At 36.2% G+C, this 16,916-nt stretch carries 8 protein-coding genes and 1 riboswitch; all 8 genes read right to left on the reverse strand.

The window, feature by feature from the left end; all coding sequences use genetic code 11:
• Window positions 1–253: 253 nt before the first annotated feature.
• Window positions 254–880 (reverse strand): PEP-CTERM sorting domain-containing protein, encoded by a 627-nt coding sequence (locus Q1Q15_RS14400; RefSeq protein ID WP_300461242.1) that lies wholly within the window; start codon window positions 878–880, stop codon window positions 254–256.
• Window positions 881–905: 25 nt separating this feature from the next.
• A riboswitch (cyclic di-GMP riboswitch) is annotated at window positions 906–984 on the reverse strand.
• A 538-nt stretch (window positions 985–1,522) separates the two neighbouring features.
• Window positions 1,523–2,203: a thermonuclease family protein gene (locus Q1Q15_RS14405; protein ID WP_300461244.1), complete on the reverse strand. Its 681-nt coding sequence runs from the start codon at window positions 2,201–2,203 to the stop codon at window positions 1,523–1,525.
• A gap of 106 nt (window positions 2,204–2,309) precedes the next feature.
• A complete protein-coding gene (locus tag Q1Q15_RS14410; protein WP_300461247.1) occupies window positions 2,310–2,996 on the reverse strand; it encodes a DUF3820 family protein in 687 nt (228 codons plus the stop codon).
• A gap of 253 nt (window positions 2,997–3,249) precedes the next feature.
• Window positions 3,250–4,512, reverse strand: a complete 1,263-nt coding sequence (locus Q1Q15_RS14415) for a hypothetical protein (protein ID WP_300461249.1) — start codon at window positions 4,510–4,512, stop codon at window positions 3,250–3,252.
• A 4-nt stretch (window positions 4,513–4,516) separates the two neighbouring features.
• Window positions 4,517–6,811: an AAA family ATPase gene (locus tag Q1Q15_RS14420; protein WP_300461252.1), complete on the reverse strand. Its 2,295-nt coding sequence runs from the start codon at window positions 6,809–6,811 to the stop codon at window positions 4,517–4,519.
• Between the two features lie 268 nt (window positions 6,812–7,079).
• A complete protein-coding gene (locus tag Q1Q15_RS14425; protein ID WP_300461253.1) occupies window positions 7,080–8,528 on the reverse strand; it encodes an ATP-binding protein in 1,449 nt (482 codons plus the stop codon).
• 28 nt (window positions 8,529–8,556) lie between these two features.
• Window positions 8,557–12,150, reverse strand: a complete 3,594-nt coding sequence (locus Q1Q15_RS14430; protein ID WP_300461256.1) for a TaqI-like C-terminal specificity domain-containing protein — start codon at window positions 12,148–12,150, stop codon at window positions 8,557–8,559.
• A 42-nt stretch (window positions 12,151–12,192) separates the two neighbouring features.
• Window positions 12,193–15,435, reverse strand: a complete 3,243-nt coding sequence (locus Q1Q15_RS14435) for a helicase-related protein (protein ID WP_300461259.1) — start codon at window positions 15,433–15,435, stop codon at window positions 12,193–12,195.
• Between the last annotated feature and the right edge of the window lie 1,481 nt (window positions 15,436–16,916).

Raw genomic sequence — 16,916 nt, forward strand, 5'->3', positions numbered from 1 at the left:
GGCATATTCAAATTATTCATAATCCAATTCCGGTATATTGGAGATACTGTAGAATGCCCAGAACCCGGTAAATATTTTTTCAAAATCTCTTGAAATCAAGTTGATATATTAAAAAATAATGTGGAATAATGGCTGGGATCGATACAATTGGCTCGTATAGTGGAATTGAAACTCAGAGAATAATGGGAGGATATAACAGAAAAAGGCAGAGCCATTTATGACCCTGCCTTAAAAGTTGATTCTATACTTTATGCTATTTTTTTCTTCTGCTTACTCCGGCAAGTCCTATTAGGCCAACACCAAAAAGAAGCATTGTGGCTGGTTCGGGTGTTGGAGCTGGAGTTGAATTTAGTTGAATATTATCGATAAAAGCTGAAGTGTCACCTTGATTACCAATAATACCAGCAAAGGTAAGAGAATGTGATCCCGCCGCAAATGCCCCTAGATTAAGTACACTATTGGTCCAAGTTATAGAATTAACAGCTAAGGTATTTAACGCTACCCCGTCTATGCTTATGGCAATCTGCTGTCCGACGGCATAGTTTGGTCTTAAAGCCCAATAAAAGTCAACCGAGAGGTCCGATGTCGACGACAGCGTAAATTCTTGAGAAGTGCTTGAAATGCCCTGCAAAAAGGCGAACTGGTTTCCTTCCTGCGCAACCCCTCCCCAAGCCGTATTACTCTTCGAAACACCAGCACCGCCAGTAAATGTCCAGCCAACATCTGGCCCAGTAGGAAGATAGGCATAACCAGTCCCACTGATACCAGAACCAGTCCAACTTTCTTCGAAACCTGCATTGGTAATTGATGTAGCACTTGCCAATCCAGTCACACAGAGTATTAACAATCCAGTAACAAACATTAATAATAATTTTTTCATATTCATCTCCGATCAATATTCAGTTTTTGGCAACTTGGCTATCTTCACCATAAGACCCTTTGACTTTCCGTCCCAGCTTCACAACAGGTTTGGCTTTGTCACGCTGTATTGAAAAGCAATATTTATTCCTATGATATAATCAAAGTTAGATTATTTTTTAAGGCACTGATTTTATTTATATAAATTTTGGGCAAATAAGTTCCATATTAATATAAAAATACAAATACATATAAAAATGAGCAAAAGATGTAATAAATTATGTAAAAAATGTTATAGCATTGTGGTGTTTTTCTTCGTCCTTACCTCAAAGATATATTTTTCCTGGTCTTACAAAAATTCATCATGAGTAGTTACCCATCATTGTTCTGATCCTCTTTTTTATAATTTTTCAGTATCGTTTTCATAAACCTTTTCAAACTTTTCTATCTTTAATGTGAAATTCATATATATGGAAACCCGCATGACCAAATGAATCAAGACTCCATTACGTTTAATTGGAGATACAGTAGCCTTGATCAAAGCCTTAAAAACTGTTTTTAGAAGCTCTTGGAATCAAGATGATATATTACCTTAACAGAGGACACACCAGATCCCATTAAGCTTTTCACATTAGCCAAACATCTTTTTGTCCAGGTCTTCTTGTCAAGGCTTACACCTCCCACATGGACGGTATCCTGCTTTTATTGCTTCTTCCCGGGAATGAAAAATAACGGTACAGTTTTTACAGTTAAAATCCTTGCATGAAGCCTGATGAAAGACATTTGATCTTCTGTTTCCATGATACACATTCGCAACGATTTTCAGGGTTTTATTATCTGTTTTAAATGATGCTTTCCCACCCCGCCGGTATTCCCATGGTGGAACAGGGTCCGGGTGACTCCAGAGACCAATCTGATTTTTCCGGGCATGTGTTTCAAGGTTTATCCAATCCCGGCAGAAACCATCTTTGCAATATTGTCGGTAAACCCAGGCTAAACCAGCTTTGATGATCTCCTGGTTTATGCAAATTTCACCAACATAAACAATTCCGACAATCCGGCCATACCGGTCAACATCTTTTTGGATAACTTTGACTTCCCTCTTGAAAACGAGGTTTGATGTAAAATTTTTAGCCTTGGTTCCGAAATCCTGTCCTTTTTCAGGAGTATCAATGCCGTATAGCCTGATTATATACTGTTTATTATTTTGAAGGACGGTTATCGTGTCACCGTCTGCAATGCCGACAACCTTCCCTTTGATGGGTGCTTGGGCAAATGATATGCCAGTAACAAGAAAGATGGCTATAAGAAAGAGAAATACGGTTTGCCGAAATATTTTACCCATGTGCTGGGTCCCCTATCAGTTGAACAATCGATATCTTTATTATCATGCCTAAGAAAAACACTGTTATCTTTCAAGAATTAGAAGATTGTGGATGGCAAGCCCCACATTATCCATTCAGATAATGACCCACCGTAAAACGCAAATCTTCATCCAGATCATCCTGGCCAGATAACCACTGCAAATAATCTTTCGGAATATCTCTGAAAAAAACGCCTTTATGCTTTCCAAAATACATTCGATTCAGCAGAATCGGTTTGCTTGAAATTTCCATCATTTTTTCTTCAACAGCTGCGGGTCCAATATCCTTGCTCATCCTTGCAAATAATCGTTCAAACAATTTTTCAAGAACCAGGATGTCACCCAAAGCGTCATGGGCAGTCGCTTCAATTTTAAGCCCCAGGAAATATCTTAAATATTGAAGACCATACCTTAATATTTTCCCCTCTGGGTCCAGATATCTGGCAAGTTTTAAAGAACAGATAACCTTTTGAGGGTGGACACCCTCCTTAATAAGCATATCAACATCAAATTTGGCATTGTGAGCGACAAGAATATTCTTATCATCGTTGAATAATTTAACCAATTTTTGATGCTGATTGCTGTTCTTAAACATCGGTTTATTTTCAACCATTTCATTTGTAATATGATGGACACACATGGAATCAATTGAAATTGGTAATGGTGGCTTGAATAGCTCGTTCACAATTTCACCTGTTTCAAGTTTATACGCGAGCTGACACAACCTATCTTTTTCTCCAGTCCCAGTAGTTTCGGTGTCGAGGAATATGAACATGAATCTCCGCTTTCTTATGTTTTTGTATTGGATCTTGTATGCTTATCAAAAAGGGTCGGTTGATTCAAGCAAAGTTGCTGTTGTAATTGTATATAAGGGAATTGAATACCTGACCGGAAATTTTCAAGGATATCGATACGACACATTGGGATTGGGTTATTTTTCAAACCATGGACTAACAGGGATAGTCTTGGGTGAATTTTTAACTTAGAGGTCAAACCCAAACAAATAGAAGTCAACACCTCACAATTATCTAAACGACGAGGTCATTTATTTTTTTAACAGTCTGTACAATATTATCAAAGCTTATTTCTGTAATATCGATTTGAATTATTGAAAGTGTAATCGTTTTTTGGCCGTTAGGAATTGAATATTGCTCGACAATAGATTTGCTATTTTGTCCTTTAAACAAGGGGTATACAAGGTAGATTGATAAGCAATTGTATCGCATGGCATACGTGCAAACCTGGTATAAATCTGTCGCTGTAATTTTTAATTTATTATTTTCAATGTAGGGGTTTTTGAATTTTGTATCTAAAATATGTGTTACTTCCGATTTATTGTAAACTACAAAATCCGGCTGAATCGGAAAATATTTATTTCCTGATGAATTTGTAGCAAGATGCTTTGTCGATTGATAAGCAACTCTTACAGGTTGCGAATATATTGATTGCAGAACAGAAAGAAAAAATTTTTCAAACAGGATATTTAAAGGAACAATAAAAGCAAGCGTATTTCTGTCTCCCTGGTTCAATCCGGATGTTAAATTCTGAAACAACATACCTGACAGTTCTATTAAAGGTTGATATTCCTCATTCATACGGTTAAACACGATTGAATCAAAAATTTCCTTGTGCAAAGGTATTAGGTCTACTTCCTCCAGATACGATAATCCTAAGCGTAAGTGTTTTTTATTTTCAGAATTTGACGACATAAACAGTAGTTTATGGATAGTCGTTTTAATAATTCTGTTAATTAAATTATTGACAGAAAACTCATCGCACTGAACCCTAAGATAACCGGGTTTCTGAACTTGCTTTAAAATGGATTGGCCAAATAAGATTTTCCCGCGAACATACAATTGGTCAATATCCTGTGAAATATATTCTCGGTACACATTTCTTTGATGAAGAGATAAAAATCGGTTAACGAATAGTCTGATAATTATTTCTATTAAACTGTCATCGTTTTCTTCAATTGAACTTTCGTTCAAATCCTTAACATTTAAAAAATCCGACCATAATAATAAACGATATACAAAACCAAGCGATTCTTTGATTTCTTCTTTATTTTTAAGATCTAAATTATTTGAATAAATTTTTGGAAGCACTTGAAGGCAGGTGTTTCCTTTAACCAAGCAACCAATGTATTTACTCATGCGGAAGTCACCATTGGCTTCAAGAATACAATTTTGAGACCCAATTATTTCTTTAAATGAAAGAATGTTCTCAAAGTGGCTTTCATAACCTGACAAGGAAGTTTTATAATCCTGAAATACAGTTATGATTTCCGGCATAAACTTAGGCCTCGTATATTCCTCTAATTGCTGAAATAAACTCTTTTTTCTCAAGCCTTTTTATCTGTGAAGTTTCGTGGCCTATAAATTTATCTGTAATTATAGCGGCGACATTCTTATTGTCGTTGTAAAAATATTCCATCAAAAGTGGGATTATTTTATAATACCAGGTTGTATAAAGTGCTCGATAATTAAAAAGCTCAAGAAAGTAGGCGTGTCCGATTCGGTGATCACGATCATAGTATTTTTGTATATTCAAATTCAGTTTTTTAAGAAGCTTTGCAAGGTCGATTTCATTTTCAATTATATTGTTTCCATTTTTTTCAATAACTTCGTCATTGGGTTCAATCTCACAGAATGTAAACCGCCTTCTTAAAGCAGTATCTAAAATTGCGATTGAACGGTCTGCTGTGTTCATTGTTCCAATAATATAAATGTTTGATGGTAACTTAAACGGTTTCCTAGAATACGGTAATGTAACACTTAAAACATCCCGTTTGTCTTTCTCAATAAGGGTGATTAATTCTCCAAATATTTTCGATATATTTCCCCGGTTTATTTCATCAATTATAAGATAGCATGGGGAGTTCGTGGTCTTTGATGGGGCCTTTTTGTGGATTTCACCTGTTTTTAAAATCTCACTGATATCGGTAAACTGTATTCGTGTTAAAGGGTATACGGTTTTTAACGTAAGCCGTACGCCGCCATTGTATTGGAAAATTTCGTATGGTGTATCAAAATGTTTAATCCACTTCACATCCCTTCTATGGGGATAATGTTTAATGTTCTTTTCATATCGATATTCTCCGGTAACAATGCCAATATCACGTATTGTGAGCGGACCATCGTAGATGAAAACAATATCCCCTTTACGAATAGTGTTAACAAACGTATGAATGCTACTGGCATCGTTAGTTGGTTTCTGAGCAGATGGGCCTCTTTCAGCTATCAGCTTATCATAAATGGAATCATAATCACTGTTTGTAAGGTCCTCTGAGGCAAACCAGCCAATTGCAATATAATTATTATCAATACAATCATTATAAATATTTTCATCTATCGTTCTTTGACCTAATGAGATTTTGTAAACAGTACTGTTTTTTCCGATGTTTGTAATATCTGTTTCATCTGCGTTTTCAGTTAATTGACTTAATGCTGCTCTATTGGATAATTTTTTTATAATCCCATCCGCAACCTGATACCGTAAATGTGTTTCATTAGTAGAATCAATATCATCATCGTTAAATACAGGCCTAATACCTTCTACAAACTCTTCATATGAGTAGGATTGGTGAAAGGTTATAAACTCAACCCTGTCATCTGAAAGTATGGTTTCGAATGGTTTAAAGACACCACATCTTTCTTTTTCAATATATTCAATTATTCTTTGGGCTGCATATGTTTTTCCTGTTCCCGGAGGCCCATACAGAATGAGATTGGGGTTATATTCCAATAACTCCTTATACTCTCCATAATCTTCCAAACTATCATCTTCCTGGTCCTCATCTTCAGGGGGCAATACTTCTATTTCATCGGCCTTCTTTTTTACATATGATCTCTTTCGTCCCACAATAATATTATCATATAATGCCACAGGACTTGTTACTGAAAAATATCCTTTTTCCTGTAAGTCTTCCAAAACAGCACGAATATATTTCAGTTTCTTCGTGGCATTATCTTTTTCTGCATACTGCAACAACTCTGTTAAAGTGTAACGTTCATTGTCTTGATTGCGGGATTCATAAAGTTCCCACAATGGAAGGTATGTTTCAAATTTAGTATTATTGAAAACCTCAATGGATTGAATTTTGTAATCTTTTTTACGATCAATAATCATACGAATATCATGATCTTCATAAGTAGGTGATTCATTTAAACTGTTAAGAACGATATAAATATTTCTGGTCTGATTGAAATCTATTTCTTCAACGGCAGGACAATCTTCACTAACAGAGATTTCAAAAAAACCGGTTTCAGCACTTTTGACGCTTTTATTTATTGTGTTTAAATTTAATTCAAAATATTTTTGCTGAAGGAATTCAGTGGATACTGAGATTGAAGGAAATTCTTTTATTACGTCAAACTCAACCATGCCTTCTTCATTAACAGTATTTGGTTTTTCAGAATATTTGCGCACCTTCCACAGTTTCTGCACTTTGGCATTATATATTGGAAATACATAATCCCCTGGCTTTATAGCATTATACCACTTACTATCTGGCTTGCCTGCTGCATAAAAATTATCATCAAACTGTATAGGATATTTTTTGCTGATTTTACCCAAAAATAATCGGCTCATTCTTATCTCCAGTTATATAATTTCAAACCAATGCAAGTTTTAATTTGTTATTGAAATATCATTTTTTATTATTCACACCAATTTCCTAATTTTCTTCAAAACAATCAGAATCAATCATCTTAACTAAAGTTTCGCACTTAATAATTTCATTTAAAAGGTAAGCGACAACATTATCACAGCATATTTCGGTATCATAAAAGCTCCTTTGGCATAGGCTGGCCTCTAACTCTTATTTATGTTCCATGTTCCAATAACAATTTCAACGAGTTTAACTTAACTCTGTTTTAAGTTTTTCAATTGCCTGTATTGCAGAATTAAGCTCATTTTTGATTTCATGTTTTTCAAGGTTGTAATGGCTGAATGTGTTTAACACCAGACTTCTGTATTTTTCAACATCCGTGACCACAGTGACGTCGACACCCCCCTTTATCTCGTTCCAGAAGTCTTCTGTGGTGTAGGAATTTAATTTTGATTTAAAGGACACTTTAATTTTGTTTTTTTCACAGTATTTTTGGATAATTTTTTCAAAATATGAGCGGACATAAACAGCGGCAGATTTATAGTCACATAGATGATAGTGAACTTTTGCCTTCTGGAGCAAATTTCCTCCATCAATGATCAAGGGCATTTCATATCCACTTTTTGTTGTCTGGGCATAGAATTCCAATGTTTGCCAAAGGCTTTGGTCAATAAATCCTTTGGCGTATTCAAACCATGGTTTGTCATAAGTGCTTAGGATAATCTGGTAATCACTAAAGTCATTTTCCAAAATTTCTAATAGTGGCATCCGGTTTGAAATATCAAGACCGATAAAAATATCATCCAGAAATAAAAGTTTATGATTAATACCCTGAGGGTGCCGTTTAATCATCCCCATATAAATTGAGATCGCAATGGCAGATAACCGAGCTTCGTTTAAAAACAAGTGGGGTTTTTGAACATCATGTCCAGCAAATGTTACACGAACACGAACGATTGCATTCTCAAAATAAGTATATTCTTTGTTGGGCCTCACTTGCGGAAAGGAAAGTGCAATTTCCATTTGGTCATCGAATTTTTTAAGAATAGGGGCTGAATGTTTCAAGATATAATCCGGGCTTTGGTCATTAAACAACTCACCAAATGCTTCATTGAATACTTTCAACGCGGAATTGACAGCGGCCTTTTTCTTGGTAATATTGAATTCCCTACCGGTGGGTTGTGCTATAAGTTCTTCCAGGTCTGTATATAATTCACCCAGCTCTTTTCCTTGGGTTAGCACAAATTTAAAATGTTTGAGTACTCCGTTTACAAGTAGCGGGAAAAGATTAATCTCATCATCTTTTTTCAGATGGTGAATGTCCAGAAGATGTTTATATGTCAAAAAGCTTTTGAGCTTGTTGGCGTCCCGAATACTTGTGTCGCCAGCATCCCCAAGATCTTTGCCGGTTTGGGTAAACGAATATTTGCCTGCCGAATGGTTGCCCTGGAAGTCAGGCTTGAAATCAATCTTTATGCCGGTATTTCCCTTTTCTCCATCGTCAATAAAAACATTTTCAAGTTCGGAAAGATCGATATCCTCTATTGAAGCCTGGAAAAAATCTTTCAGGGCAAAATAAAGTGAACTTTTCCCACTCCCGTTTTCACCATATATGAAAAGATTTTTCCTTTTAACTTGGATTGTGTGGGTTCCCATAAAGGCTTTATAGTTTGTAATTTCAATCCTATCTATTTTCATAGAATAATGTTTCCCTGAGGTTCTGATTTCATCGTTTCAATGCGTCTTGTATGGTCTTAACCACAGGAATACTATCCAGGGTTTCAATATGGTTCCGAACAAGGTGGTCCGGGTCATAAAGCCGATCAAACTCTTTTTTGATAACGATCAATTTTTCATTATCCGTCATACTGTTTGATATGGGTGATAGGGTGCCAAGGTGTGTATTAATCTCTTTTTTTGCTTTTTTCACGTCATCCTGAAAATAGAGTTCATACACCAGACCATCAATAATTTGTTCAAAATATGCTGCTTCAAGTTTCTTTTCGTTTTTAATGAGAAAGGGTATAAAATCAACCAGTATTTCAAGCGGCAACCGGTCATCAGAATCAATTTGAGGCACTGGAAGTTTTTCAACAAACATGGGTTTATACTCAAAATACCCTCCATTTCGGGTGACTCCAAGTGAACGAATATAATAATCACTAACTTTTGAATTTAATATTGCCAGCAAGTATTTTGGTTGATCACTTGTAATCATATTACTTGGTGCATTGATAAAGACATCAGGGTCTGCCAAGGCAAATTGGGCAGATAATGCCAGATTTCCCCAAACAATTTTTTGTTTTTCAAATTCCCGATAATATGATGCCGCACAACGTTGCAGCGCATACCACTCATACCGAATTCCTGTTTCTGATTTATTTCTGCTGGAAAGTTTTGTCTTATGTTTTTCAAGGTATTGGTAAAGATAATGATATCTCTTTTTAAACTCTTCTTCTGCCAGGTTTGAAGCTCCGCTGACCGATGCATCTTCATGAAGCGGGAAATGCCAGGGGATAAACAACAGCCATGTCTTTTTAAAATTCACTTGGTAGCGTTTGATATCTCTACCACTGAGGACTGGCTTAAGTACTTTTGAATTTTTTTGATCCTGAGATTCTAATTTAAGTTTTGTTTTTTTATCTATAATGAAAGCCTCATTATAGCCAGTAACTATACCCCTAAAAAGAGAAGCGTCCCACTTTTCAAGCGGGACACCAATTTTTTCAATCTGTTTTTTTACAGCAAAATCATCTTTTTCAACAATGATCCAGGAGTTACTGTTTAAATCATTCAAAATAATTTGACAGTCTTCTACCATTTTTTCAAAATTGGTGTGTTGGGTAATTGCCTTATCTGCCTTGCAAGCCAATGTGGATTTTCTGTTTTTTGCTTTTTCAAAAAGCAAAATGTTTGTATCCACTGTTGCAGTTTCAAATACATGGAAACTTGAAAAATCGATCAGCACCAGAGGATTTGTTTTTATGTTGAAAAATGACCTCAATTTTTTGCCATAATTGGCCCGCATCCATTTGTTTGAGGTTATAAAACATAATCCTCCGCCGTTTTTTAGCAAGCGATATCCTTTTTCATAGAACAGACAATAGATATCTCCGGTTTTGGCAAAAGTTTCAAATTGTTGCTTTTCCAGATCCTTCTGGATTTGCTGACCACTGAAATTCTGGATCTGGACATAAGGGGGGTTGCCGATGATGATGTCAAAACCATCATTTTGATCCCAGACTTCAGAGAAAAATAGTTTAAAGTCAAAATCGACTTTATAGCCTGATGCGGATTTTGAATTAAACCCTGCCATAGATTCTGAATCTTTTAAATAACCATGAAGCTTTTGATTAATTTTTTCTTTTAGCTTGGCCCTTTCTTTTTGGTCTTTACACTGATAAACTTCTTCTTTTAATTTTTCAATCTGGGAAAGCCAAGCAGGGCGGTATCGATCATTAAGCCCTATAAGGGAATTACCCTGGACGATTTTATAATCCAGGTTGGGCAGCGCTTTGATGGAGTTGTAATCCTCTTCATCCACCACTAAAGAAAGCCACAATCGCAGCCGTGCAATATCAATAGCACTGGCATCATAATCCACCCCATATATGCTTTCATGGATGGCATGCCGTTTATAGTCATATGCTGTTTGATTGTTTTTGGTATAGGGTGCCAAAACCTGCCGAGTATTGACGATTTCATGGAGCATGCCCACGGGGAATGCTCCTGAACCGATGGCAGGATCGCATATTTTAATATCCGCCAGCAGGGTATCTATCTTTTTGGCGTACTTTTGAACACTAACCGGCATTTTAAAATGATGCGCCGATGTCTCTTTTCCCTTTTCAATAACCAGACTATCATTTTCAAGATAAAGATGACCTTTTCGGATAAGGGATTCAATATCTTTTTTGGGTACGCTGATCTTGTCTTGTTCTGGCTTGGGAAAAAGGGACTGCTGGCTTTCATTGGCAAACAGAGAATCTTTGGGCTCTTCAAATACAGTCGTTGATGTGGTCAATTTCCCATAATCATTCAAAGCATTGTCCAGAAAATGAATCAGACTTTCCTGGCACATATAATGGACGATTTCCCTTGGAGTATAAAAGGCACCTTTGCTTTTTCGCTCCGTAACATCGAGCATATTTTCAAAGACTTTTCCCAACATCTCCGGGTCAACCGCTACTTCTTTCTCAAGGGGTTCGTCTTCTTTTATCGTAAAATTATATCGGTCAAACACATCCAGAATGCCGGTGCCAAGATCCCCAAATTTATTTTTTTCATCGTTGGTAAAAATTGTATTGGGGATATGGATGTCCGTGGTCTCCCAGTCGTAATCCGGTTCGAACAAACCGCCGTTTAAAAAAGGGATCTTGCAGCCAAGGCGTGGATAATATCCTTTGTTCTTCTGGTCTATTCGCTCCTTGGCCAGGGCTTCGTAGAAAAGATATTGAAGGCTGTCAGTATAAAAGCTGCAGTCCTTTTCAAGCGTGGTATTTAGTTGGTGTCGTAGAAACTTTTTATCTCCATTTCCCCAGGAGGCAGACTCGGGGACCCCAAGCCAACCTTTTTTCTGAAGGAAATATAAAAAAACGATCTGTCCCAAAAGTTTTTTTGAAAACCTGTAAACATTATTTGGAAAGTGCTGTTCGTCTTTTTTAAAATGCGGCTCACCTACTAAGTGATCCGTTAAAAGGAGAAACAAATCTTTATATTGGTTAAAAAAATCTTTGGTGACTTTTTCAATGCTAAAGGCATTTTCAATATCTTCAATGGTGGGCCTGGCGTAGTCCATGACCAGGACGTCCAGGAGCTGGGACTGGGCGGTATGACTGTTTTCATGTTCTCCCACTAGAAAAGAATATCGTTTGGCAGGTGTCAGCTCTTTTTTAGTTTTTACTTTTCCTATTTCATCCTGATAAGCCACAGGTTCAGTTTTAATAAAGGAAAACCGCCAGTCGGATCCCATGTCCTCTTTGGCATAAAAAGCAATCAGGGAATATTCTTTTTCAAATGCTCGCAACCGGTTGACTGCAAAATTTCGAAGTGCTGTCCTTGCTCTGTCCAGTTTGGCAAGGCTTTTGACCTCAACTACTAAAAGATCCATTTCAAGATGATTCGGATCGACATATTTCCCCACTCGCCAGTATTGAGTGATATGCTCTTTAAAGGCATGGGGAATTAAATTGCCGCTGTAATGCCGTCCCCTGGGTTCATACTCGTTTAATAGATTGCCAAGAAAATGTTCATAGGTTTCCCTGTCAAAAGCTTTTCCAAAAATCGATTCAATGTGTTTTGCGGCCTGAGTTTTATCCATGGGTGTCAGCTTAATTTGTCGTATTAAATATGTTTATGTACCTTATTGATTTCCTGCTTTTACCTGATAGGCAGAAAGAATGATCTCCTTTTTGTACTGATGCGGCTGCTGTGATATTGATGACTCCGAATCGACCACACGAATATGCTTGCGTAGAATTTTCAGCATAACCAATGGATCAAGTGTCTTTTCAAACGCTCGCTTAATGGTCATTGCAGTTTTCTTTGCTAGCGTTCCCTGCCGTATCATTCGCTTTATTCCTTCAAGAAATTCTTCATCCGAGTCTGTAAATTTTTTACATTGCTTAAAATTTCTTTCCCTCAACCGTGTTTCAATATAATCAACATTACTTCTTCCCCCTTTTTTTTGCAGGTCTGGTTCGATTTCCTGGAGGGTGTCTTGTTCAAAACACAATTTGTTGATTTCAAGAAGCTTATAATAGTCTTCCGGGATTGATTGTCGCTTGGTATCAGGCGAGCACTCGGCTATCCCTGCTGCATCGAAAAAAGTGATTTCTCTGGATCTTTTCCCGGTATTCAAATAAAATTTTTTTAACTTTCCCAGCCGGAAAAAGGTAATCAACTGGTTGGCGGAAAGGTTTTCTCCTATAGCGCCTGATCTTGCCTTTTTGGGCAGCTTTTTAACTCTTTCAAACAGAGCAGGGTCCTTGTCTCTTAGTTCCCGCATCATTTTTAGGTATTTAAGCTCTGAATCAACAGGTTCCATTTCACCGGTATAGGTGTTTTTACGGGTTAATGAATCAAACAGTTCCTGACTTCCAATCTCTTCACCATCAGATAGGTATCTTGCATCCTCTCCCAGAATATGGTGAAACATTTGTATTTTATTCGTGATGTTGGCCTCAAGCCCTAAATGGGCATCAGATTGTGTGGTTGGGAAGAAATTAAAAATAAAAATTTTTGAATGTAATGACCCCAGACGATTTACCCGGCCTGAACGCTGCAAGACCCTTGTGGGGTTCCAAGGCAGATCATAATTGATCAGAATGTTACTGCGATGAAGGTTTATCCCTTCTGAAAGTACATCTGTTGTAATCAGGATCTGAATATTATTCTGACTGTTTTTTTGATTTGGGTCATAGTTAGCTTTGATGATGTCTTTAGCAATAGCAGGAGAAAGGAAGGAATTGTCATCTTGAAAATAACCACCCTTGCTACTAAATGATAACACTTTGTTCAGAAATATTTGGCTAAGTTTTTCATGTAAATAATCCGCTGTCTCTCTTGATTCTGTGAAGAGGATCAACTTTTTCTTTTTTAATATTTTATCATTTTCCAATGAATGAATAAGACTTTGAATTTTGGGATCATGTTCTACAGGTCCCCATAATTCCAACAGCCTATTCAAAAGCATCAGGTCGTGTTGCAGGTCCTTATAAAATATTGGGTTGAAGTCTTCTGCCAGATACTTTAAAACTTTTTCCTGCTCAATAAAGTTATTCAATTTTTCAAGGTCATCATTATCCAATAGGTCATATACATCCACTTTTTTGCTGATATATACGGTACCCTTTTCAAACATTTCAATGAATTTTTTATAGGAATCAGTAAATCGGCCTAACGTTTTTTTAAAGGCATAAAAACTACTTTCAAGCCGCTTGATAAGGATGCCCTTCATAAAACCGCCAACATTCTTTTGCTGCTGTTTTTCAAATTCACTGAGACGTTTTTTCCCTTCATAATACAAAAGTGGTGTGTATCGGGAATAACGAAACAATGCTAAAAGAGTTATTGTTTCATTGAATATGAATTCCAGCTGTCCTTCAAATTCATAGATTATTTTTACTGGGTCTTGCATTTCAGGGAACTTGAGTCCTTGATTTTCGACATCCTCATTAAAAAAAGTGGTGACATCACTTCGCGTGCGTCTGACCATCACATGCTTTAAAATTTTTCCCCGTATTTCTTCTGACACTTCTAAAATGGTCTGCTGATATTCAGAATCTTTTTTATCAATATGCTTAAAACGCTTACGTAGACTGTTGAAATATTTTTCAAGATTTCGAATGCCGGGTATTGTGCTTCTTTTTGGAGATTGAAAAAGCTTGAGCTGAGCAAAAATATCATCAATGGTATTGTTCATTGGAGTGGCTGTCACCAGAATCACTTTTTTACCCCGGCAGATATCCAATAGGTCCGCATAGGATTGCGTAGCCTCATTTCTAAATCGATGAGCCTCATCAACTACAATATAATTAAAGCGATCTAAACCGAATTGAATAATTCGGTCCAGTTTGCCCAAAGATTCCACTTTTGCAGGTACCCGAAAATCGTGTAGACTTTCTTCCCAGTAACTTTTAATCATAGGAGGACAGATAACTAAAATACGCCCTTTTAATTGCTGAAGCAATTGCGCCGCAATAAACGTTTTACCCAATCCGACGACATCGGAGAGAAAAACCCCGTTATATTCTTCCAGTTTTTTTAAAGCTTGAACAACTGCCTGCTGTTGATATTGCAAATTCATAAAACCGTCAGGAAGAAAAGTATCTATTTCATCGGTAAGATTAATATCCTCCTGCATATATTCATATATTAATTTTAAATAAAGTTCATAAGGGGTGATTTGATTATTCAACCATGTTTTGTTTTGAACGGTGTCAACAAATTCCTCGGAAATATCAACAGACTGACTCCAAAGGGTCTCGAACTGGTCCAAAGCAAATTCAACATCCCTTCTTTGGCGCAATTCCACGTTAAATTCTCGATTGGCCACAAGTCCGGAATAAGAAAAATTACTGGAACCGGTAATCACAAAACCATAATCTCTGTCATCAGGTTCAAAACGACCGATATATACTTTTGCATGAATGTTTTTTGAAGGATATGCGCGGATTTCGAGTTTTTTCCCGTTCCCACCATTTTGAATATCTAATTCTTTATTTTTACAGTCAGATTTTAAAAATTCAATAAATTTTCTAAGCCCCATCTCCAATTTTTCATCCTGATCAGTTGTATTTTCAACCTCATTTATTAGATCATTTTGAAACTGTTTTTTAACCTTATAATGGGAATTAAAATCAAGAACGGACTGATTTTGATAGGTCTGAATTGTTTGATAAGCGTTGGAATCCAATCCAAGACCGACTAAAATTCTTGTCTTATCAATGTTTTCTATGGATTCATATAATTGATAAAAACCGCTTGATCTAAAATAGCCAACGAGAACATCAAATAATTGAGTATCATCTAAAGTAGCTTTGAAACGATCAAGTAAAGTTTGACCATTATCATTAGTAAAAAATGTCAGATCAGAAGAATTCAATTGTTGTCCTCATCAACTTTATAAAAAGGCGCCCCACTGCTTTGAATGCTTATACTGTATTACAATTATTTTCAAGAGAGTTGAATAGATCATTTGTGTTTTGAACAAATACAATATCGGATTGTTTTTGTTTTAAACTTAAGTTTACTGGCATGGTTATAGCTTCAATTTTTAAATGGAAAACTGTTTTGATCTGCATGAAAATTTTAAAAATTTATTATTGTGGACTTTGTCTAAGATTTTTATTCCAAAAACTATAAGTAAAACTCCAGACTATTATTAAGAGTCCACAGTCTTCAGATAATTTAAATCAACTCAAAAACAGGGTCGTAACGATACAGGCACAGAGCATCATACCCCCAACATCCGTCCCAACTCAGCAATACCTATCCCCTCCAAATGTTGAATTCGATTCCTGATTCTCATCCAGGTCTTATAGTGCATTCCCTTTGGCTTGAACAATGGCAAGGGGTTTAAGCACCCTTGCTTTGCCCCTATTCGTTTGCGCAGCTTGTCAGTCTTACTGAAACGTCTTTCCCTGGGTGTTTCATTGCAGGTTTCATATGTCAGGTCACAACATAACCGGCAGGCAAAATATTTTCCGCCACTGTAAATAACAGCGCACCGCCTTCCACAGTATGGACACCGGAACCAAATCCGTTCACCGCCATAATTACATTGGGTCCACCGTGGAGTAAGGGATAAAGCTGTTTTCTGTCTTAAAATTTATAGAAATGTCAAAATTTTTTCGCAAACTCAGGGTAAACACCTATGAAATATTTTTCTTAGAAATATTCGAAGTGTTACTATAATTTCATAATTTAGAACCTTAATGTAATAGTTACATCAATCTAAATTTTAACAAAAAATTTATTATTTTTTGCAAAACCTTTAATAGCAATATACCCAGAAATATATTACTTAAATATCTAAAAATGGAATAAATATTGCATATAGACTAATGAAAGATACTATAACCAAACCTGTTGAGAAGCTGGGACGGAAAGCCACGGGTTAAGACAAAAATCCATTTTGGATGCATTTATACATATCAAAACAACACAAATATTCGTAATTATTGACTTTTTATAATATTGGTATTAACATATATGATAATAGTTGTTTTTCTTTAAAACGCCACTACTTGTAATTGATTAAGAATGAGGGCAATCTTAATTTTAATAAAAAGGCAATCAAAAAGAATTTTGCATCATTTTTTTGTTGACAGGAGATATACTATTTCATATTGAATGTTAAAATATCAAACAATAACAATAAATAAGGAAGGGAATAGTGGTTAACTCAATCGTTGATAAAGTTATGGGTTTTTCCAAGCCACCCAAAAGGCTTAAAGAATTTCTTCAGAGAAAGAAGACGCTGGTTCACGGAAGTGGACCTGTCAATCGCTCTGAACTGAGAAATATTATGAAAAAAATTGAATCAGGTCAGATTAAAACTCACCCACTGAAGGTTCACAAATG

Source organism: Desulfobacula sp., from assembly GCF_030145145.1.
GTDB lineage: Bacteria > Desulfobacterota > Desulfobacteria > Desulfobacterales > Desulfobacteraceae > Desulfobacula.